This is a genomic window from Caballeronia novacaledonica (genome assembly GCF_900258035.1).
Classification (GTDB): Bacteria; Pseudomonadota; Gammaproteobacteria; order Burkholderiales; family Burkholderiaceae; genus Caballeronia; species Caballeronia novacaledonica.
Genome location: NZ_OGTP01000003.1, coordinates 334,228 through 354,816, shown reverse-complemented (window position 1 = coordinate 354,816; position 20,589 = coordinate 334,228). Strand labels below are relative to the sequence as shown.

Below are 20,589 nucleotides of genomic sequence, written 5' to 3'. Positions count from 1 at the left end.
TCGCGAGACGGCCCGTTCGGGTTTTGCGAAGTGCGAAGCGGATCAGTTCACGCTGTCGTCGGCAAGCGCTTGCGCCTGCTCTTCGCGCGCCGCACGCGCTTCCTGCTGCGTGAGACCTTCGATCTTCACCTTCTGCGTGCCGGCGCCGCGCATGCCGAGCACCGCCGCGGCAGCGTACGACAAGTCGATCACGCGCCCGCGCACGTACGGACCGCGGTCGTTGATCTTCACGACCACCGTCTTGTGGTTGGACTCGTTCGTCACGCGCACCCACGACGCGAGCGGCAACGTGCGGTGCGCCGCGGTCATCGCGTTCATGTTGAACTTCTCGCCGCTCGCGGTCTTGCGGCCATGGAACATGCGGCCGTACCACGACGCCTTGCCCTTCTGTTCGAAGTTGCCGGCGTCGGGACCGGTCGTGATCGGCTCGGCGCTCGAAAGCGACTGAGCCTGGCTGGATTTGTCGGCCGGCAGAGCGGAGAGATGCGAATCGAACGCGAGCGGCGCCGGCGAGCGGGCACTGCTCGTGCTCAGAGAGTCTGTCTTCTGAGGATTGGCTGCGACATCGCCCGAACCCGGCGCGGCGCAGCCGGCTAGCACACCCACTGCCAGCAGGCTTCCGACATGTCGAATATATCGAGCATTCATAGACGTGTTTACGATAAAGGAGCGGCCGCGCTGCGCTGGTCGGCGCGCGATGGCTGCTCGAGGCTTTGCCGTGCAAAGCAGAACGCCGCTCGGTCAAGCGAACGGCGAACTGTGCTCGGATGCGGCGCACTCGTGCCGCAAACGCCCGGTTATTGTTCACGTCTGGCGCAACCTGTCCCCGGCAGCCTGACCAGACCCCACAAGCCGCCATCGAACGTGGCATCACATTCGTGCGCTGAAAAACCTTATGTAAGCGCAGGAACGGCGGCGTAGGCCCCATCCGGCGTGACGGCTGCAAAGGCCATCTGACAGACGCGCGGCGTCTGGCCGGACAAGACGTGTGCACCCACTGGAGGTGCTTGAGTTGCAATTGCGAGGCTTTTGGCCCCGAACAGCGTACTGACAGCGATTGTAAAAACGCACTGGCGTTTCGACCTTCGCCTTTTGACGGCATGGTTAGATCCATGCACAAGTAGTGCCATTATACAAAAAAACAGCGGTTCGTCTCGCCCGACCCAACATTCCGTCATTGATTTTCTCTATGAGCGTAAGAATTGCCGACATTTTAGGGTTTTCCAGCGCTCGAACCGTCATCGTTGCACGCGTTATGGCACCGGTACAATGAACGTTTTTACAGACCCGCGCGTACCGGCGACAGTCATATGAAAGTCATTCTCGTTCCCGTGACGCCCTTCCAGCAGAACTGCTCCATCGCAATCTGTGAGGCGACCCGGCGCGCCGCCGTCGTGGACCCGGGCGGCGATATCGAGCGCATCATTGCGGAAGTGGACCGGCAGCGCGTGACCGTCGAAAAGATTCTTCTGACGCATGGTCACCTCGATCACTGCGGCGGCGCGAAAGCGCTCGCCGACCATTACGGTATACAAATAGAAGGACCGCATCGGGAAGACGCGTTCTGGATCGATCAACTGCCCGCGCAGACGCAGCGCTTCGGGTTCTCGAACGCCGAGGCGTTCACGCCGGAACGCTGGCTGGCCGACGGCGACACCGTGCAGTTCGGCAACGAGTCGATGGAAGTCTATTTCTGTCCGGGTCACACGCCGGGCCACGTCGTGTTCTTCAGCCGCGAGCACGAGCTCGCGTTCGTCGGCGACGTGCTGTTCGCCGGTTCGATCGGCCGCACGGACTTTCCGCGCGGCAATCACGCGGAACTCATCCGCTCGATCCGCGAAAAGCTCTGGCCGCTCGGCGACGACGTCACTTTTGTTCCCGGTCACGGCCCGGCGTCGACGTTCGGCGAGGAGCGGCGCACCAACCCGTTCGTACGCGACGGAGTGACAGCGTGAACGCGATTCCTGAAATCTACGTCAGCACCGACGTCGAGGCCGATGGCCCGATTCCCGGCCCGCATTCGATGCTGAGTTTCGCCTCGGCAGCCTTCACGGCCGACAAGCAGCTCATCGGCACGTTCTCCGCGAATCTCGAAACGTTGGAAGGCGCGGCGCCGCATCCGGTTCAGGCCGCCTGGTGGAAAACGCAGCCCGACGCGTGGGCCGCGTGCCGCAAGGATCTGCAAAAGCCGGAGATCGCGCTGCCGGCTTATGTCGAATGGGTGGAGGCGCTGCCGGGCAAGCCGGTGTTCGTCGCGTATCCGGCGGGCTTCGACTTCACCTATATGTTCTGGTACATGATGCGTTTCGCCGAGCGCTGCCCGTTCTCGTGGTCCGCGCTCGATATCAAGACGCTCGCCTTCGCGATGACCGGCCTTCCGTACCGCAAAGCGATCAAGCCGCGTCTGCCGAAACATTGGTTCGACGAGCTTCCGCACACGCACGTCGCGCTCGACGATGCCATTGAGCAAGGCGCGCTCTTTTGCAACATGCTCGCGGAACTGCGGACGTCGCAGGCGGCGCTGGCGCGGGCATCTGCCGAATCCAGCGACGACGCCGAAGGTAAAACCGCGCAGTCAAGCCAGTGAGTTAGGGAATCTCCCTCAGTGCGGGCGCGTTGCATTGCGTTTCCTTTCTGGCGCCTCTACTATTAGCGTCAATCGCGACCGAACGGAGGCGCAGTTGACTCTCGATACATTCTCACAAAAAATCCTGCGTCTTCTGCAGCTCGACGCGCGGCGCTCCGTTCAGGAAATTTCCGACCAGGTCGGCTTGTCGAGCACGCCATGCTGGCGCCGCATCAAGGACATGGAGCAGTCGGGCGTCATTCAGCGCTACACGGCGCTGCTCGACCGCGAGAAGCTCGGCCTCCACGTCTGCGCGCTCGCGCATATCCATTTGACACGTCACACCGAAGGCGGCGTCGAGCAGTTCGAGCGCGAAATCGCCACCTGCCCGGAAGTGACCGAGTGCTACAGCACGACCGGCGAATCCGATTACATCCTCAAGATCGTCGCGCCCGATATCAAGGCGTACGACTCGTTCCTGCACGATCGCATCTTCAAGATTCCCGCCGTCGCGCAGGTGCGAACGAGCGTCGTGCTTCGCGAAATCAAGTTCGACACGCAATTGCCGCTCTGAGCGGCGTTCAGCGTGGCGTATCGATCGCGCGTTTCGTCGCCGACGACGCACGCGCGAGATCGAGCGCCTGCGCGACATGAATTTCGCGCGCCCCGATCTTGCGCCTGAGCGCGTCGAAATCGATCGACTTCAGCTTCGCGGCCGCATCCGCCGCGCCTGTCGCGGGCAGCGTGACATCGACATTGAAGCCGCTGCTCAGATAATGCAGATTCAACGTCTCGACCGCCAAACCCTCCTGCGCGAACGCCGCGCGCACGGCGTCGCTGACGGTTGAGCGCAGCGGGAAATTGCCCGGCAGCGGATTCAGTTCATCGAGTTCGGGATCGACGTGAATGAGCGCGTCGATGACCCGCGTATCGGCCAGCATGTTCGCGCGCGCCGATTCGGCGATGTAATGCCCTTCCGAAACCGAAATCAGCGGATCGACGAGAATGTGCGCATCGACGATTGCGAGATCGCCCATTTTGCGCGTGCGGAAATCGTGGACTTCGCGCACGCCGGGCGTGGCCAGCAAAATGGTGCGCAAATCGTCGGTGGTCGATTTATCGAGTGCGCGATCAGAAAGATCTTGTAATGCGTCCCACGCGAACGTCCATCCCATTTTACCGACCAGGAAACCGACGAGCGCAGCGGCGATCGGGTCCAAAATCCGAAACCCTGCCAAACTGCCGATAATACCGAGCGCGACGACCAGTGAAGAAGCGGCATCCGAGCGTGCGTGCCACGCATTTGCGACGAGCATCGCGGAGCGCACTCGTTCCGCCGCGCGCAGCATATAGCGGAAAAGCGCTTCCTTGGAGACGAGCACGATAATCGCGACCGCGAGCGCGGCGGCCTTTACCGGCGGAATATCCTGAAGGTTGACAATACGCGTCCCGGCGCGCCACAACATTCCGACACCGACGGCAACCAGTAATCCGCCGAGGAATAATGACGCCACCGTTTCATAACGGTTATGGCCGTAGTTATGATCGACGTCCGGCGCGGCGCCTGCGTGCTTGTTCGCGATCAGCACGATAAAATCGGACACGATGTCCGCAAGCGAATGAACGCCGTCCGCAATCAGCGCCTGGGAATGCGCCAGAAAACCTACGACGAGTTGCGCCGTGGTAAGCCCGCTATTTAGCGCGATGCTTGTCCACGTGGTCCTTCGGGCAACGTCGTGTTTTTCCGCGGCGTGCGTCGCTGAAAGCGTCATGTAATTTATCTCGGGCCCTTCACGCTTGAATGCTAGCAGCCGGCGCGTCGCGGCGCTTTCGAGGCCGTGAGCAACGGCGTCGCCGTTTTATCGGGCACGAAATAAAAAGGCCGCGTATTGCAACGCGGCCTTTTTTGCATGTTCAACTCAGAACTTACTTGCCGATCAGGAAGCTATCCCGGTCTTGCCCAGCGATCCACTTCGGCGGCTTGCCGCGGCCCGACCAAGTGCTGCCGCTTTCCGGGTCGCGATATTTCGGCGCAACGCCAGACCGGCTGCGCGCGGCCTTCGCGCTCTTTGCGCCGCGGCCGCCAGCCAGTTCCTGAAGCGTGATCCCATAATCCGCCATTTTCTGCTTGATCTCATTAAGTACTTCGGCGTATTCGCGCGACTTCGCTTCTTCAATCTGACGTTCGAGTGACTCGCGCTGAGCGAGCAGTTCCTTGTATGACGGCATGGCATTTCCCTAAGTGGTTTGCTGACTTGCGAATCGGTGCGCTCGCTTTCAGTTATGAGTATAACCTCGGATTGGGACGCAGATTAACACAGTTCCTATTATCGCGGCATGTGCGAATTGCCACTTAATAAAAAGTTTAGCAACTTTCTTCGTAACATTTGCCGAAAATTCCGAAGTTTGGGGCACTTGTTGATCCGGCGTAGAAACACACCGTTCATTGACACGGCGGCCGGGTGATGGCATCGGATGAAAACAACGGCAATAGCGCCCGTCAGAAAGTTTCATGGGATGGCAACTTGCCGCGATTTATTGAGCGATCCGGCTCGATGAGCCGCGAAGTCGGGCCGCAACAATTCGGATTTATCGCCCTGAAATGTCCCCTTGACGCTCAAAACAATCGATAAGTGCGGCTTTCAAATCCCCCTTCGTCAGTTTTGGGTAATCGAATGTAAAACGATTGCGCGTATCTGTGCTGGTAAGCAGCAAATCGCAGCCGTACCGGTCCACCCCCAATAAGCGCAGATTCGGCTGCCTGAGCGCAGCCGCATCGCAATATTCGTAGAGCATCGATTCATCGGCCGCGCTTACTGGCGGCAGCGAATCGAGTTCATCGCCGGAGAGCCATCCCATCGCGCCGAATCCGCCGATATACCGCATGCGTTCCACCGACATCACCCAGAATACGAAATCGCCGAGTTGCAGATTACGCGCCGTATCCGGGTGATAACGCAGGTATCGCCGCGCGAGCCGCCTTCCGCTACGCGATGCAGCAAATGAAGCGGCGCTTGCGACGGAATGTTCATCCGGGTTTCGTACGTTGTCGATCGTCGGACGATGGTAATGCAGCGCATGCGAGCGTGTCGCCTGGCCGTTCGATAGAATCGAAAGCCTTCGCGTCCGATGGCATCATGTCCGGTCGCACTCCCGTCTCGCGCAAGCTTTGCGCGCAATCCTCAAAACGACTTCTCTCGTGTCCGACTCGACTACCGCCTCCGCCGCCTGCGAATCCAATCCGACGCTCGCGCTGCATCGCAGCCTTCCGCACGCCACGCGCGTCCGTGCGCGCTACGCGACGATGGCCGTCTTCTTCATCGCCGGCATGATGTACGCGTCGTGGGGCGTGCACGTGCCGACCGTGCGCGACAAGTTCGCGCTCAGCCCCGGCATGCTCTCGTTCGCGCTGCTCGCCGTCGCGGGCGGCTCGATCTTCGCGATGCTCACGGCCGGACCGTGGATCGCGCGCGCCGGCACGCGCACGGCCTGTCTGGCGGGCGGCATCACGATGATGCTCTGCGGCTCGCTGATTCTGATCACGCCCACGTACTGGCTGCTGCTGATCGTGCTCGCGATCTTCGGCTTCGGCATGGCGACGCTCGACGTCGCGATGAACGCCGAAGCGAGCGCGGTCGAGCAGGCGTTGAGCCGGCCGATCATGTCGTCGCTGCACGGCATGTTCAGCATCGGCGGGATGGCGGGCGCGGCGGTGGGCGGCGCGTTGCTCGCGCACGGACTTTCACCGGCTGCGCATCTCGCGCTGGCGTCGGGCGTGAGCCTCGTCGTCCTGCTCGTTTCGATGCCTGCCGTGCTGCCGCACGTGCCTCATCACGACGAGCACGCGAAGGCGTCGTCGTCGAATCGCTGGCGCTCGGGCGCGCTGTGGGCGCTCGGCGGCCTCGCACTGATCGCGCTGATCGCGGAAGGCGCCATGTACGACTGGGCGACGGTCTATATGCGCGATGTGGTCGAGGCCACGCCGTCGGTGTCGAGCGCCGCCTATGCCGCGTTTTCCGGTGGCATGGCGGCCGGACGCTTCGGCGGCGACGCGGTGCGCGCGCGCTTCGGCGCGCCGCAACTGATCTTCGGCAGCGCGGGACTCGCGTTCGTCGGCATGGTGATGGCGCTCGTGCTGCCGAACACCGTCGTCACGATGACCGGCTTCACGCTGATGGGCCTCGGCCTCGCGAACATGATGCCGGTGCTGTTCGCGGCGGCGGCGCGCGTCGAAGGCGTCACAGCCGCCGAAGGACTCGCGCAGGTCGCGGGCCTCGCGTATTTCGGCTTGCTGCTCGGGCCGGTGCTGATCGGCGGCGTCGCGCAGATCAGCACGCTGCCCATCGGGCTGTGCGTCGTCGCGGCGTGCTGTCTGATCATCACGGTCATCGGGCCGCGCATTCTGAAGCGCTGGAAAATATAAAGCGCGCGGGCCTTTCGGCTCCGCGCGCTTTTCGAGACCGAAGTCCCGCGTCGATTACATCTTCACGACGTCGAGCAGCGTCTTCTTGCCGCCCTTGTAGTTGTACAGCGAGATCACGCCGTGCTTCAGATCGCCCTTCGAATCGAAGGTCGTCTCGCCGATCACGCCCTTGTAGTCCGTGTTCGGCATCGCGGCGACGATCTTCGCCGGATCGGTCGAGTTGGCGCGCTTCATCGCGTCGACGATGATGTACACCGCGTCATACGTGAACGGCGCGTAGATCTGGATCGGCTGGCCGAAGCGCTTCTGGAACTTGTCCGCGAACGCCTTGCCGCCGTCCATCTTCTCGAGCGCCATGCCCGCTTCCGAGCACACGACGTTGTCGGTCGCGTCGCCGGCCAGATCCGACAGCTTTTCCGTGCAGACGCCGTCGCCCGCCAGAACCTTCGCGCGCAGGCCGAGCTGCTTGGCTTGCTTGGCGAACGGGCCGCCGGTTGCGTCCATGCCGCCGTACATCACGGCGTCGGGGTTCTCACCCTTGATCTTCGTCAGAATCGCGCGGAAATCGACGGCCTTGTCGTTGGTCGCGTCGTGCGAGATCACTTTCAGGCCGAGCGACTTGGCGGTCTTTTCGAACTCGTTCGCGAGGCCCTGGCCGTAAGCGGTCGAGTCGTCGACGACGGCGACGCTCTTCACCTTCAGTTGCTTCGCCGCGTAGTTGGCGAGCGCCGGGCCTTGCTGCGCATCGGTCGCGACGACGCGGTACGTCGTCTTGAAGCCTTGCTGCGTGTAGGTCGGGTTCGTCGCCGACGGGGAAATCTGCACGATGCCCGCGTCGCTATAAATCTTCGAAGCCGGGATGGACGTACCGGAGTTCAGGTGACCGACGACGCCAACGACCTTGTCGTCGACCAGCTTCTGCGCGACTTGCGTCGCGGTGCGCGGGTCGGCTGCATCGTCTTGCGCGTCGAGTTCGAGCGTGACCTTCTGGCCGTTGATCGTCAGGCCCTTGGCGTTGATCTCTTCGACTGCGAGCCGCGCGCCGTTTTCGTTATCCTTGCCCAGGTGAGCAATGCCGCCGGTCAGCGGAGCGACGTGACCGATCTTGACGACCTGGTCGGCTGCTGCGGACGTTGCCAACGTAGCGAACAGCACGGCTGCGGCGCTGATCGGCAACAGTTTGTGAAGCTTGGTGTTCATGTAAGTCTCCAGTTTCGGTCCCAAAAACAACGTAATCGCCCTGTGCCCCGTCTTTCATCACGATCGCTCAGTCCCGTGGACGACCACGCCGGATGCATCGTCATGCACTTGGCAAGTCCTTCCGGCAGGCCGTTCGTGGCAGCCGCCATCCGCACTGCGCGCAAGTGTAGGGTTGTCAAATTAATTTAGGGAAGTTTTTTAAGATAGTGGTGTCACTACCAATTAACGGCTAGTTGTGATGCGTCGCCGTTTGTGCTGGCGTTCCTGTGAAGAAGCCCTGTACATGCGGGTTTCCACGACATCGGCGCGCAAAGGTTTGGCCATCATTCAAGTTCGGCAGTCGCGCGCCGATAATCATTGCCCGCCGGCATCATTAGCCTGTTCTTTTAAGGCTTCTTTTTAGCCGGTGTTTAGATTGGGGCCTCTAAAAATGCGCCGCACGTCAAACGGCGTGCCAGGCGCGCGCAGGCGTTCAGGGCGACTGAAAGGGAAAGCTGGCAAACTCGTCCGGCCAACCATTTCACCAACGCAAGGAGTATCGACGTGACCGTATCCGTGACTTCCCGCTGGATCGACATTCCCGCCGATGGCGACAGCTTCCAGGGCTATCTCGCGCTACCCAAGACGGGCAGCGGACCCGCCGTGATCATCCTGCAGGAGATCTTCGGCGTGAACGGCCACATTCGCAGCGTCGCCGATCAATACGCCGCCGATGGCTACGTCGCGCTCGCCCCCGATGTCTTCTGGCGCACGCAGCCGCGCGTCGAGCTGGGCTACGAAGGCGCGGATCGCGAAAAGGCGATGGAACTCCTGCAAAAGACCCAGCTCGACGCGGCGGTCGCGGACGTCGGCGCGGCCGCGAAAGCGCTGCGCGCGCTGCCCGAAGTGACGGGCAAGATCGCGGCGATCGGCTATTGCTTCGGCGGCCGGCTCGCGTATCTCGCGGCGGCGCAAGGTTCGGTGGATGTGGCGGTGGCCTACTACGGCGGCGGCATTCAGAATGCGCTGGATAAAGCCGATCAGGTGAAGGTGCCGATGCAATTCCACTACGGCGAACTCGACGCGCACATTCCCGCCGATGCCGTGGACGCCGTGCGCCAGAAGTTCGCGGGCCGCAAGAATTCCGAACTGCACGTCTACGCGCAAGCCGACCACGGTTTCAACTGTGGCGATCGCGCGTCGTACAACGCCCGGGCGTCAGCGCTCGCGCATGGGCGCACGCTGAGCTTCCTCGGCGAGCATCTTTAAAGCAGCGTCTTCGGCGAGCGCGCCCGCGCGGGGCGCTCGCTAGATCAGCGCGGGCAGTCCTTCGACAAGCAGAAACGCAGCGAGCACGCCGAGCAGCGCGCCGAACACACGCAGCACGTTGTTCTTGAAATGCGTCGCGCAGGGAATGGCCCCGAGGAACAGCGCGCCAGCCAGCGCCATCGGGATGATCAGGATGAAGTCGCCGATCGTGAAGTACGTCATAGTGCGTCTCCCATCGTCTTGCTTTCTGGCTTTGATCGTCGCGCGTGGAAAAGCGGCATCGACAATTCGAGTATAGGCCGCTCCGTGGCGAGCGTCGGCCGAACTTCGTGCGCTGGGAAACTGCATCGACAGATGAAAGCCTTGCGTAACAAGGCTTTAGACGCGATCTTTTTTAAGCGGACGCGGAAAACCCTTAGTTCCGTTCCATTTCAGGCGGCTTTCGATTTTCAGGCGAGCGTCGCGCGCTCGTGCCGGTTCAGATACGCCGCGCCCGCCAGCCCGACGACCAGCAGCGCGCCGATCAGCCCGGCGACGCCCGTCCATCCGAACGCCGTCCAGAAGTGGCCGCCATACGATCCGATCACGCTCGATCCGATGTAATACGCGAGCAGATAAAGCGCCGCCGCCTGCCCTTTGGCCTGCGCGGCGAGCCGGCCGACCCAGCTACTCGCGACGGCGTGCCCGGCGAAGAAACCGAAGGTCAAACACGCGATCCCGGCGATGATCACCGCCAGCGCGTTCGACAACGTCAGCGCCACGCCTAGCATCATCAGCAGAAGACTCGCGATCAGTACGCGGCCGCGTCCGAAGGCATCGGCCATCTTCCCGGACCACGGCGACGCGACGACGCCCGTCAGATACACGGTGAAGATCGCGCCGATCTGCGTCTGACTGAGTTGAAACGGCGCGCCGAGCAGCCGGTAGCCGACGTAGTTGTAGAGCGTGACGAAGCTGCCCATCAGCACGAAGCCGATGAGAAACAGAAACGGCAAACCGCCATGCCGCAAATGACCGGCCAGCGAGCGCCGATGATGCGCGAACCCGACGCCGCGCCGTGGCTTGAATCGCCGCGACGGCGGCAGGAGCGAGCGGAACGCGAGCGTCGCGAGCAAACCCAGCAAACCGATGCCGCCGATGGCCACGCGCCAGCCGAACAGATCCGCGAGGACGCCGCTGATCACGCGCCCCGCCATTCCGCCGATCGCCGTCCCGCCGACATACAGGCCCATCGCGAGACCGAGGCCTTCCGGATGCACTTCCTCCGCGAGATACGCCATCGCGACGGCAGGCACGCCGCCGAGCGCGAAGCCTTCGAGCGCGCGCACGACGAGCAGCGCGTGCCAATTCGGCAACACGGCGGCGACGACCGTCAGCGACGACGACGCCAGCAGCGAAAGCGTCATCAATCGATGACGGCTCCAGCTTTCCGAGACGAATCCCGCGATGAAGATCGCGATCGCCAGCGCAGCCGTGCTCACCGATACCGTCAACGCGCTGACCGCCGGGCTGACGCCGAACGCCTTCGTGAACTCGGGAAGCAGCGGCTGCACGCAATACAACAGCGAGAAGGTTGCGTAGCCGGCGAACAGCAGCGCAAGCGCCGCACGCCAGTACGCGCGCGAACCGCGTTCGAGATACGTGTGATCGTCGGCGTTCGGGCGCTGCGGCGACGGTGAAGCGTTCACGAATGTAGTCTCCGCTGAAAAACCCTTAACAATACGCCGATACCAAGGGTTTTGCCTAATGCGAAAGATGCCTTACGCCGACGATCACCAGTAATTACTGCTAGTCGTCTGCGATCGGCAACATAACGAGGCATTTGGCGTCGCGCCGACGCGCCGCGATGCGCTAAAGTAAGAGCACAATCGTTCATGAAAGCCGCGCAAGTCGCGCTTGCCGCAACAAAGACGCGGCGATTGTCTGGTGCACGAGCCGTGAAAAGCCTGTGCTTGGTGAAATATACGACCGGCGTTCTATTCCCAGCCGGCGCTGAAACGGGGATTCATCATGCAAATCGGTTCGATTGTCCGCTCCGTGCATATTGCCGTGCCGCAAGGCGCGCGCGGCATCGTAATGCGCATTCTCGGCGACATGGCGATGGTCGCCTGGTACGCGGGCGAGCCCGGCGTGACCAAACTGCTCAATACGGAGCCGTTCTTCCTCGAAGATCTAATCGACACGGGCGATATCGTGCGTCCGTCGAACACGGTCGTTCATTGAAGTAATGGTGCCGCCCGCGCGAAGGCCGGGCACAATGCCGGGATGAACTCGATCCATCCCGATTCCGACGGCGCGCCCGCCGACGACGCGCCGCCCTTCGCCGGCCTCACGCCCGAGCGCGTGCTCGATGCGCTCGACAGCGTGCTGATTCCCGCCGGCGCGCGCACCGACGGCCGCCTGCTGCCGCTCAACAGCTACGAAAACCGCGTGTATCAGGTGGGCGTCGAAGATGGCGCGCCGGTCGTCGCCAAGTTTTATCGTCCGAAACGCTGGTCGAATGCGGCGATTCTCGAAGAGCACGCGTTCGTCGCCGGACTCGTCGCGCGCGAAATTCCGGCCGTTCCGGCCCGCGTGCTCGAAGGCGCGACACTGCACGAATTCGACGGTTTTCGCTTTTCGATCTTCGAGCGGCGCGGCGGACGCGCACCCGATCTCGACCGCCGCGACACGCTCGAATGGCTCGGGCGCTTCATCGGGCGCATTCACGCGGTGGGCGCGATCGAGCCTTATCGCGAGCGGCCGACGCTCGATATCGACACCTTCGGTTACGAACCGCGCGAGTTTCTGCTGACGCACGCCTTCGTTCCCGCCGACGTGCGCGAAGCCTGGGAAACCGTCGTGTCGATGGCGCTCGAAGGCGTCGCGCAGTGTTTCGATCGCGCGGGCGACGTGCGGCACTTGCGGCTGCACGGCGACTGTCATCCGAGCAACGTGCTGTGGACCGACGCGGGTCCGCATTTCGTCGATTTCGACGATAGCCGCATGGGCCCGGCGATTCAGGATCTATGGCTGCTGCTGCCCGCGGGACGCGCGGACGCATCGCGCGCGCTCACGGATCTGCTCGCCGGCTACGAAGACTTCTGCGAGTTCGATCCGCGCGAACTTCATCTGACCGAAGCCTTGCGCACGCTGCGGCTGATTCACTACTCGGCGTGGCTCGCGCGCCGCTGGAACGATCCGGCGTTTCCCGCCGCCTTTCCGTGGTTCAACACGCAGCGCTATTGGGAAGACCGCATCCTCGAATTGCGCGAGCAAGTCGGCGCGATGCAGGAAGGGCCGCTCTGGCCTGTCTGAAATTTTTCGTGACATTTGCGGAATGTCAGGCAATCGCAAAGCATTGAAATGCGCTTTTGCGCATGCAATGATAACAATTCTCATTTGCCCGCCTTCCGTCGATCGCCGCGCGTTCGTTCGAACCCGCCGATCGGGGCGCGGCTTTGTCTGCCAACGCCCGAATTCTGGAGAGACGCGTGAACGCGCCTGACACCCTCAATCCGCAGCCGCCCGCGACGAGCGGCCCGACGCACTATCGTCCGCATGGGCGCCTCATCGACGATGCCGAGCAGTTCGTGCGCAAGAACCGCTCGCGCCGCTCGACGTTCCTGAAGTGGCTGCGCAAGGTTCACGGATGGATCGGCTTGTGGGGCGCGCTGCTCGGCCTGCTGTTCGGGACGACGGGTTTCCTGTTGAATCATCGCGCGCCGCCGCTGCGCATTTCCACCGGCGAGCCGCAGGTTTCGCAGATGCAGATGCCGCTGCCCGCCGAAGGCTTCAAGACGCCGCGCGACATGGGCGCGTGGCTGAAGAAGGAATTGAAGATCGAAGGCAATCTCGGGCGCGCGAAGCGCGAGCCGGCGCATCCGGTCGGCTGGGGCGACAAGAGCACGATGCAGCCGGAGCAATGGTCGGTGATGGTGGCAGCGCCGGGCGGCAGCGTGATGGCCGAGTACTGGGTGGGCAACAACTTCGTGTCGGTGAAACGCACCGAAAACACCTTCCTCGCGATGATGACCAACCTGCACAAAGGCGTGGGCCTGAGCGTGGGCTGGGTGCTGCTCATCGACACGTTCGCGGGCAGCATCATTTTGCTGTCTCTGACGGGCGTGCTGCTGTGGACCGAGCTGAACAGGAAGCGCACTGCGGGCGTGGTGATCGTCGCGGCATCGCTGGTCGCGGCGATCGTTTGTGGATTGATGTGACTTGCGCTTACGCCGCGTGAGTCATGGACGAAGCGTGCCAGGCGTTCGTCACGGCGTAATCGCGCTCAAACGCCGCACACTTCGCCTTTCCCCGCGACTTCACGCGCCGCCTTCGCGCCTTCGACCTGCAACAATTCCGGCAGCGACACGCCGTTCTTCGCCGCCGTGACCTCGGCGAGAATCGACACCGCGATCTCCGGCGGCGTCCTGCTGCCGATGTAAATTCCCACCGGCCCGTGCAATCGCGCGAGCTCGGCTTCGCTCAGATCGAACTCCTTCAGACGCTCGCGACGCGCCGCGTTATTGCGCCGCGAACCGAGCGCGCCCACGTAGAACGCGGGCGTTTTGAGCGCTTCCATCAACGCCAGATCGTCGAGTTTGGGATCGTGCGTGAGCGCGATCACCGCGCAGCGCTCGTCGAGCTTCATGTCCATGACGGTGTCGTCGGGCATGGTGCGCACGATGGTCGTGCCCGCCACATCCCACTCTTCCGTGTATTCCTCGCGCGGATCGCAGACGGTGACCTGATAATCCAGCCCGACCGCGATGCTGCACAGATACCGCGACAACTGCCCCGCGCCGATCACCAGCATGCGATAGCGCGGACCGTGGATCGTCAGAAGCCGCTGGTCGTCGAAGAGCACGCCGTCCGTGGCTTGCGCGGGTTCGAGGCGCGCGTCGCCGGTCGCCATGTCGAGCGTGCGCGCGACGAGCCCGCCGCTTTCCACCGTCGCGCACAATTCGGCGATGCCGCTCGACATCGACAACGGTTCCAGCACGAGCTGGATCGTGCCGCCGCACGGCAAGCCGAACCTGTGCGCCTCTTCCGCGCTGATGCCGTACTTCACCGCTTCCGGCTTCGTCTGCTCGATGCCCCGTTGCCGCACACGGTCGATGAGATCGTCCTCGATACATCCGCCCGACACCGAACCGACGACGTGACCATCGGCGCGCACGGCGAGCATCGCGCCCTCGGGCCGCGGCGACGAACCCCACGTCTTCACCACCGTCACGAGCAATACGCGATGCCCTTCTTCGAGCCATCGCGCGCTGTGTTTCAGGACTTCGAGATCCACGCTGTCCATGATTTCTTTCCCTTCTCGTGCGTCTCGCCGCCGTTTTCATCGCCGGCGGCGCTATCCTGCGATTCCGGCCCGCCCTGCAACTGCGCGCTGAATCGCTTGAAAAATTCCCCGGCAATCTTGCGCGCCGCGCCGTCGACGAGCCGCGAGCCGATCTGCGCGAGCTTGCCGCCGACCTGCGCGTTTGCACTGTAGCTGAGCTTCGTCGTGTCGGCTTCGTCGCCGGGTTCGAGGTTCACGGTCGCGCTGCCCTTGCTGAAACCGGCGGCGCCGCCCTGCCCTTCGAACACGATCGTGTAAGTATGCGGGGCGTCGATATTCGTGAGTTCCATTCGTCCCTTGAAGCGCGCCTTCACCGGTCCGACCGACGCCGTCATCGCGACGTTGTAGGCGTTCTCGCCATCGGCGTCGATGCTGTCGCAGCCGGGAATGCATATCTTCAAAATCGACGTGTCGTTGAGCGCTTCCCAGGCGCGCGCCTGCGGCACCGGTAACGTGTGCGTTTCGGTCAGTTCCATCGCGTGTCTCCTGTGTGCCGTGATAGCGCGGCCAGTTCCGGCCCGACGGCGCAAAGGCTGTCGAGGTTATGGGCCGCGAGCATCGCATCGACGTGCGGCAGGATCGCGCGCACGCCCCGCGCGCGCGGCGTGAAATCGGCGAAGCGCAACAGCGGATTGAGCCACACGAGCCGATGCGCAAAGCGCCTGAGCCGCTGCATCTCGGCGTCGAGCACGTCGATGGCTTCGTGATCGAGGCCATCGGTGACGAGCAAAACCGTCGCCCGGCCGGCCAGCACGCGGCGCGCCCAGCGTCGATTGAACTCCGCCAGCGTCGCGCCGATGCGCGTGCCGCCCGACCAGTCCGCCACGTTCTGCCCGAGCGCCGCGATGGCGACATCGGGATCGCGTTCGCGCAATGCGCGCGTCGCGTTGGTCAAGCGCGTGCCGAACAAGAATACCTGCAGACGCTCGCGCGACTGCAAAAGCGCGTGACAGAAATAGAGCACGGCGCGCGAGTACGCGCTCATCGATCCGGAAATGTCGAGCAGCAAGACGAGCGGCGGCCTGCGCTCCACCGCCGCGCGATACTTCCACGCGGTCCAGTCGCCGCCCGAGCGCACGGCGTGGCGCGCGCTCGCCTTGAGATCGGCGTGGGTGCCGCGCGACGCCGCTTTCAGCCTGCGCGTCGGCTCGGTCGCGAGCGGCATCCGGTGCGCGCGAATCTGATGCCGGAGCGTGCGCCATTCGTCGGCGCTGAGCGTGTCGAAATCGCGATGACTCAGGCGGTCCTGCGAACTGAACGTGATGCGCGCATGCGCCTCTTCCGGCTTCGATTCCGCCGCCTGCGTTTTCGATGCCGCGGCGCGCGTCGCCAATGCATCGGCGAGACGGTTGTTGCGCTTCGGCGGCGGCATGCCGTTCGTCACCTTCGGCAAGAGCAGCGCGCGCAGCTTGCCTTCCCAATCGGGATCGCGCCAGAAGAGATCGAACGCGGCGTCGAAGATATCGCGCTCGTCGCTGGCGTGAACGAGCAGGCACGCGAGCGTCGCGCGTACGTCGTCGCGGCGGTTCAGATCGACAAAGCGCAACGCGTCGAGCGCGTCCACGGCATGCGCGGGCGACATGCCGAGCCCCGCGCCGCGCAGCAGCCGCACGAAATGCACGACGTTGCAGGCGAACGGTTCCATCGTCATGGCGTGGCGGAGAGGCAGTGCGCGAGCGTGTCGGCGTCCATGCGCGCGAGATCGTCCTGATACTTCAGCAGCACGCCGAGCGTGTCCTGAACCGATTGCGGATCGAGCTCCGACACCGACAACGCCGCGAGCGCGCGGCACCAGTCGATCGTCTCCGCGACGCCCGGCGCCTTGAAAAGATCCAGCCTGCGCAACGCGTGCACGAATGCGACGGCGCGCTTCTGCAACGCGCTGCCCGCTTCCGGCGCGCGCGCCGCGACGATCGCGAGTTCGACATCCCGCTCGGGATAACCGATCCACTGATACAGACAGCGCCGCTTCAACGCGTCGTGAACCTCGCGCGTGCGGTTCGACGTCATCACGACGAGCGGCGGCCGCGCCGCCCGCACCGTGCCGTACTCCGGAATCGACACCTGAAAATCCGACAGCAATTCGAGCAGAAACGCTTCGAACGGCTCGTCGGCGCGATCGATTTCGTCGATCAGCAAGACGCGGCGCGCGTCTGAATTCGCGGGATCGGGCAGCAACGCCTGCAGCAACGGGCGCTTCAGCAGAAACTCGCCGCGATACAGCGAATCGTTCGACGGCGTGTCACCGGATGCCTCCGCGAGCCGCAGCGCCATGATCTGCCGCGGATAATCCCACTCGTAGAGCGCGCTCGCGGTATCGAGACCTTCGTAGCATTGCAGGCGCAGCAGCGTCGTGCCGCATAAACCCGCCGCCGCTTTCGCCAGCTCGGTCTTGCCGACGCCCGGCTCGCCTTCGAGAAACAGCGGCCGCTGCATTTTCAGGGCGAGAAAGAGCGCCGTCGCGAGTTCGCGGTTCGCGAAGTACCGCTGCTCGCGCAAACGCGCGAGCGTTTCGTCGATGGATTGCGGCTCTGGCACTGGCACCGGCGTCGCGAACTAGAAGGACATCGCGCGCTCGATCGCGCGGCCCGCGAGCACCGGAATCAGATCCGCGCGATATTCGGCGCTCGCGTGCATGTCCGCGCTCAGTTCGTCGGGCAGAATCTTCACGCCGCGCGCCGATGCGACCGAAAAATCCTTCGACAACGCCGCTTCCAGCTCGGCCGGCCGGAACACCGACGACGCCGCGCCCGTCACGCCCACGCGCACGCCGTCCTTGAACTTCGCGACGAACACGCCGACGAGCGCGAAGTGCGACGCGGGATTGCGAAACTTCTCGTAGCCCGCGCGCTCGGCGAGCGGAAACTCGACGGCCGTGATGAGTTCGTCGGGTTCGAGCGCGGTCGTATACATGTCGATGAAGAAATCGTCGGCGGCGATGCGCCTTCTGTCCGTCACGACGGTCGCGTTCAGCGCGAGGACGGCGGACGGATAGCACGCCGCCGGATCGTCGTTCGCGAGCGAGCCGCCGATCGTGCCGCGCTCGCGCACTTGCCGGTCGCCGATGCGGCCCGCAAGGTCCGCGAGGCCCGGCAGCGCCTTTTTTACGTCGGCGTTCGACGCGACGTCCGCATGGCACACCGCGCCGCCGATCGTGAGCGTGTCGCCGCCGAGCGTGACGCTTTTCATCGACGCGATGCGCGTCACGTCGATCAGCGCCGATGGCTGCGCGAGGCGCAGGCGCATCGTCGGCAGAAGGCTCTGGCCGCCCGCGAGGAACTTGGCGTCGCCGTTCGCGCTCAACGCGGCGACGGCCGCTTTCGCTTCGTCGGCCTTTTGATAATCGAATGAATACATGTCGGGCTCCTCAGGCGTTATGCATCGCGGTCCAGACGCGGTGCGGCGTCGCGGGCATCTGCAAGTCCTTCACGCCGAGCGGCGCGAGCGCATCGAGAATCGCGTTGATGACGGCGGGCGGCGAGCCGATCGCGCCCGCCTCGCCGCAGCCCTTCACGCCGAGCGGATTGTGCGTGCACGGCGTGCCCTTCGCGGTTTCGACGGTGAAGTTCGGCAGATCGATCGCGTGGGGCATCGCGTAATCCATGAACGAGCCGGAAAGCAACTGGCCGGTGCTGTCGTCGTAGACGCAGCGTTCGAGCATCGCCTGGCCGATGCCTTGTCCCAGACCGCCGTGCACCTGGCCTTCGACGATCATCGGGTTGATCACATTGCCGAAGTCGTCGACGGCCGTGAATTTCTGGATGCGCGTTTCGCCCGTGTCCTGATCGACTTCGACTTCGCACACATACGCGCCGGACGGATACGTGAAGTTGGTCGGATCGTAGAACGCGTTCTCGTTGAGACCCGGTTCCATGGTTTCGAGCGGGAAGTTGTGCGGCACGTACGCGGCGAGCGAGACGTCGACGAACGTCTTCGTGCGGTCCGTGCCCGCGACGCTGAACACGCCGTTCTTGAACTCGATGTCCTCCGCCGCCGCTTCGAGCAGATGCGCGGCGATTTTCTTCGCCTTCGCCTCGACCTTGTCGAGCGCCTTCATGATCGCCGAGCCGCCGACGGAAATCGAGCGCGACCCGTACGTGCCCATGCCGAACGGAATGCGGCCGGTATCGCCGTGAATGATCTCGACGTTGTCGATCGCAATGCCGAGCCGGTCCGCGACGACTTGCGCGAACGTCGTTTCGTGCCCTTGCCCGTGACTGTGCGAGCCGGTGAAGACGGTGACCGAGCCGGTCGGATGGACGCGCACTTCGCCCGCTTCGAAGAGGCCCGCGCGCGCGCCGAGCGCACCCGCCACGTTCGACGGCGCGAGCCCGCAAGCCTCGATGTAGCACGAATAGCCGATGCCGCGCAGCTTGCCGCGCTGCTTCGATTCTTCCTTGCGCGCCGCGAAGCCTTTCACATCGGCGAGTTCGAGCGCGCGATCGAGACACGCGTCGTAATCGCCGGTGTCGTAGGTGAGACCGACCGGCGTCGCATACGGAAACTCGCGGATGAAGTTGCGGCGCCGCAGTTCGACCGGATCGATGTTCAACTCGCGCGCCGCCGTTTCCACGAGACGTTCGACGACATAGGTCGCTTCCGGACGGCCCGCGCCGCGATACGCATCGACGGGCACCGTGTTCGTGAACACGGCTTTGACTTCGGCGTAGATCGCGGGCGTCGTGTACTGGCCGGCGAGCAGCGTGGCGTAGAGCACGGTCGGAATCGACGATGCGAACGTCGACAGATACGCGCCCATGTTCGCCGTCGTATGCACGCGCATGCCGATGAACTTGCCGTCCTTGTCCAGCGCGAGTTCGGCCTTGGTCACGTGATCGCGGCCGTGCGCGTCGGAGAGGAAGGCTTCGGAGCGCTCGGCGGTCCATTTGATCGGCCGCCCGACTTTCTTCGACGCCCACGTCAGCGCGACGTCTTCCGGATACAGGAAAATCTTCGAGCCGAAACCGCCGCCCACATCCGGCGCAATCACGCGCAGTTTCGACTCCGGAAGCTGCAGCACGAACGCGGCCATCAGCAAGCGCTCGACGTGCGGATTCTGATTCGCGACGTAGACCGTGTAGCTGTCGTCGTGCTTCGAATAGCTCGCGTTGACGGCGCGCGGCTCGATCGCGTTCGGCACGAGGCGCTGGTTCACGATATCGAGCGTCGTCACGTGCGCGGCCTGGGCGAACGCGGCGTCGGTCTTCGCCTTGTCGCCGTGGCCCCAGTTGTAGCAGACGTTGTTCGGCACGCTGTCGTGCACGAGCGGCCGGCCGGCGTCCGAGGCGCTCGCCGTATCGACGGTCGCGGGCAATTCTTCGTAATCGACGTCGATCAGTTCGAGCGCGTCCTTCGCCTCCTTCACCGATTCGGCGACGACGAGCGCGACCTGATCGCCCACGTGCAGCACCTTGTCGTGCGCGATGACGGGATGCGGCGGCTCGTGCATCGGCGAGCCGTCCGTGCTGTGGATGAGCCAGCCGCACGGCAATCCGCCGACGTTCTCGCCCGCCATGTCCTTGCCGGTGAAGATGCCGATCACGCCCGGCGACTTCATCGCGGCTTCGGTATCGATGCGCTTGATCCGCGCGTGCGCGTGCGGCGAGCGCAGGAATACGCCGTGGCTTTGCTGCGGCATGACGACGTCGTCGGTGTATTGGCCCGCGCCCGTCAGGAAGCGATAGTCTTCCTTGCGCTTGACGCCGGCGCCGATCAGTTTCTGTTGCTCAGGGGCATTCATCGCGGTCTCCTTGCGCCAGGCGTCGGCGCTTTAGCGCCTTACTCGAGGCCCACGCAGGGCCGCAAGGCGCGATTCACGTTTTCGGA

Annotated in this window: 21 protein-coding genes; 8 read left to right on the top strand and 13 right to left on the bottom strand. The window is 63.7% G+C overall.

The features are described from left to right. Nucleotides 1–42: 42 nt before the first annotated feature. The gene (locus NOV72_RS07800) at nucleotides 43–648 is read right to left on the bottom strand and encodes a septal ring lytic transglycosylase RlpA family protein (RefSeq protein ID WP_106854006.1); all 606 of its coding nucleotides are present in this window, start codon (nucleotides 646–648) and stop codon (nucleotides 43–45) included. Between the two features lie 662 nt (nucleotides 649–1,310). On the opposite strand from NOV72_RS07800, the gene NOV72_RS07795 reads away from it, so the two are divergent. The 3 genes from NOV72_RS07795 (at nucleotide 1,311) to NOV72_RS07785 (ending at nucleotide 3,140) form a co-directional block, all read left to right on the top strand. Beyond that, a complete protein-coding gene (locus NOV72_RS07795; protein ID WP_106854005.1) occupies nucleotides 1,311–1,955 on the top strand; it encodes an MBL fold metallo-hydrolase in 645 nt (214 codons plus the stop codon). Beyond that, nucleotides 1,952–2,587, top strand: a complete 636-nt coding sequence (locus NOV72_RS07790; protein ID WP_106854004.1) for a 3'-5' exonuclease family protein — start codon at nucleotides 1,952–1,954, stop codon at nucleotides 2,585–2,587. Before NOV72_RS07795 ends, NOV72_RS07790 begins: the two co-directional genes overlap by 4 nt. A gap of 94 nt (nucleotides 2,588–2,681) precedes the next feature. Next, nucleotides 2,682–3,140, top strand: a complete 459-nt coding sequence (locus tag NOV72_RS07785; protein ID WP_106854003.1) for an Lrp/AsnC family transcriptional regulator — start codon at nucleotides 2,682–2,684, stop codon at nucleotides 3,138–3,140. A 7-nt stretch (nucleotides 3,141–3,147) separates the two neighbouring features. Here the strand turns inward: NOV72_RS07785 and NOV72_RS07780 are convergent, their stop codons facing one another. From NOV72_RS07780 to NOV72_RS07770, 3 genes are all read right to left on the bottom strand, one after another. Beyond that, on the bottom strand, nucleotides 3,148–4,338 hold the full coding sequence (locus tag NOV72_RS07780; RefSeq protein ID WP_106854002.1) for a cation diffusion facilitator family transporter: 1,191 nt from the start codon (nucleotides 4,336–4,338) through the stop codon (nucleotides 3,148–3,150). 154 nt (nucleotides 4,339–4,492) lie between these two features. Further along, nucleotides 4,493–4,795 (bottom strand): H-NS histone family protein, encoded by a 303-nt coding sequence (locus tag NOV72_RS07775; protein WP_106854001.1) that lies wholly within the window; start codon nucleotides 4,793–4,795, stop codon nucleotides 4,493–4,495. A gap of 360 nt (nucleotides 4,796–5,155) precedes the next feature. Next, nucleotides 5,156–5,452 carry a hypothetical protein gene (locus NOV72_RS07770; RefSeq protein ID WP_245932935.1) on the bottom strand — a complete coding sequence of 99 codons (297 nt, stop codon included), beginning with the start codon at nucleotides 5,450–5,452 and terminating at the stop codon, nucleotides 5,156–5,158. A gap of 313 nt (nucleotides 5,453–5,765) precedes the next feature. On the opposite strand from NOV72_RS07770, the gene NOV72_RS07765 reads away from it, so the two are divergent. Continuing rightward, nucleotides 5,766–6,989: an MFS transporter gene (locus NOV72_RS07765; protein WP_106854000.1), complete on the top strand. Its 1,224-nt coding sequence runs from the start codon at nucleotides 5,766–5,768 to the stop codon at nucleotides 6,987–6,989. 54 nt (nucleotides 6,990–7,043) lie between these two features. On the opposite strand, the gene NOV72_RS07760 is transcribed toward NOV72_RS07765, so the two are convergent. Then, nucleotides 7,044–8,189, bottom strand: coding sequence for a branched-chain amino acid ABC transporter substrate-binding protein (locus tag NOV72_RS07760; RefSeq protein WP_062253468.1), 1,146 nt, complete (start codon nucleotides 8,187–8,189; stop codon nucleotides 7,044–7,046). 543 nt (nucleotides 8,190–8,732) lie between these two features. On the opposite strand from NOV72_RS07760, the gene NOV72_RS07755 reads away from it, so the two are divergent. Next, entirely contained in the window at nucleotides 8,733–9,437 is a 705-nt protein-coding gene (locus NOV72_RS07755; protein WP_106853999.1) for a dienelactone hydrolase family protein, read from the top strand. A 39-nt stretch (nucleotides 9,438–9,476) separates the two neighbouring features. Here the strand turns inward: NOV72_RS07755 and NOV72_RS07750 are convergent, their stop codons facing one another. Next, entirely contained in the window at nucleotides 9,477–9,659 is a 183-nt protein-coding gene (locus NOV72_RS07750) for a hypothetical protein (protein ID WP_041730863.1), read from the bottom strand. 227 nt (nucleotides 9,660–9,886) lie between these two features. Then, entirely contained in the window at nucleotides 9,887–11,125 is a 1,239-nt protein-coding gene (locus NOV72_RS07745) for an MFS transporter (protein ID WP_106853998.1), read from the bottom strand. Nucleotides 11,126–11,447: 322 nt separating this feature from the next. On the opposite strand from NOV72_RS07745, the gene NOV72_RS07740 reads away from it, so the two are divergent. From NOV72_RS07740 to NOV72_RS07730, 3 genes are all read left to right on the top strand, one after another. Then, nucleotides 11,448–11,660: a hypothetical protein gene (locus NOV72_RS07740; protein WP_106853997.1), complete on the top strand. Its 213-nt coding sequence runs from the start codon at nucleotides 11,448–11,450 to the stop codon at nucleotides 11,658–11,660. 42 nt (nucleotides 11,661–11,702) lie between these two features. Continuing rightward, the gene (locus tag NOV72_RS07735; RefSeq protein ID WP_106853996.1) at nucleotides 11,703–12,734 is read left to right on the top strand and encodes a serine/threonine protein kinase; all 1,032 of its coding nucleotides are present in this window, start codon (nucleotides 11,703–11,705) and stop codon (nucleotides 12,732–12,734) included. A 176-nt stretch (nucleotides 12,735–12,910) separates the two neighbouring features. Then, on the top strand, nucleotides 12,911–13,639 hold the full coding sequence (locus NOV72_RS07730) for a PepSY-associated TM helix domain-containing protein (protein ID WP_106853995.1): 729 nt from the start codon (nucleotides 12,911–12,913) through the stop codon (nucleotides 13,637–13,639). A gap of 65 nt (nucleotides 13,640–13,704) precedes the next feature. Here NOV72_RS07730 and NOV72_RS07725 read toward each other — a convergent pair whose 3' ends face one another. From NOV72_RS07725 to NOV72_RS07700, 6 genes are read right to left on the bottom strand one after another with little or no spacing between them, the layout of a single operon-like run. Then, entirely contained in the window at nucleotides 13,705–14,724 is a 1,020-nt protein-coding gene (locus tag NOV72_RS07725; RefSeq protein ID WP_106853994.1) for an XdhC family protein, read from the bottom strand. Next, complete coding sequence (locus NOV72_RS07720; protein WP_106853993.1) at nucleotides 14,697–15,239, bottom strand: SRPBCC family protein; 543 nt, start codon at nucleotides 15,237–15,239, stop codon at nucleotides 14,697–14,699. The genes NOV72_RS07725 and NOV72_RS07720 overlap by 28 nt, the downstream gene beginning before the upstream one ends. Next, nucleotides 15,230–16,408, bottom strand: coding sequence for a vWA domain-containing protein (locus tag NOV72_RS07715; protein WP_245932934.1), 1,179 nt, complete (start codon nucleotides 16,406–16,408; stop codon nucleotides 15,230–15,232). The genes NOV72_RS07720 and NOV72_RS07715 overlap by 10 nt, the downstream gene beginning before the upstream one ends. Nucleotides 16,409–16,410: 2 nt before the next feature. Continuing rightward, nucleotides 16,411–17,307 (bottom strand): AAA family ATPase, encoded by an 897-nt coding sequence (locus NOV72_RS07710; RefSeq protein ID WP_245932933.1) that lies wholly within the window; start codon nucleotides 17,305–17,307, stop codon nucleotides 16,411–16,413. Nucleotides 17,308–17,319: 12 nt separating this feature from the next. Continuing rightward, a complete protein-coding gene (locus tag NOV72_RS07705; RefSeq protein ID WP_106853990.1) occupies nucleotides 17,320–18,120 on the bottom strand; it encodes an FAD binding domain-containing protein in 801 nt (266 codons plus the stop codon). Nucleotides 18,121–18,130: 10 nt separating this feature from the next. Next, nucleotides 18,131–20,503 (bottom strand): xanthine dehydrogenase family protein molybdopterin-binding subunit, encoded by a 2,373-nt coding sequence (locus NOV72_RS07700; protein WP_106853989.1) that lies wholly within the window; start codon nucleotides 20,501–20,503, stop codon nucleotides 18,131–18,133. Between the last annotated feature and the right edge of the window lie 86 nt (nucleotides 20,504–20,589).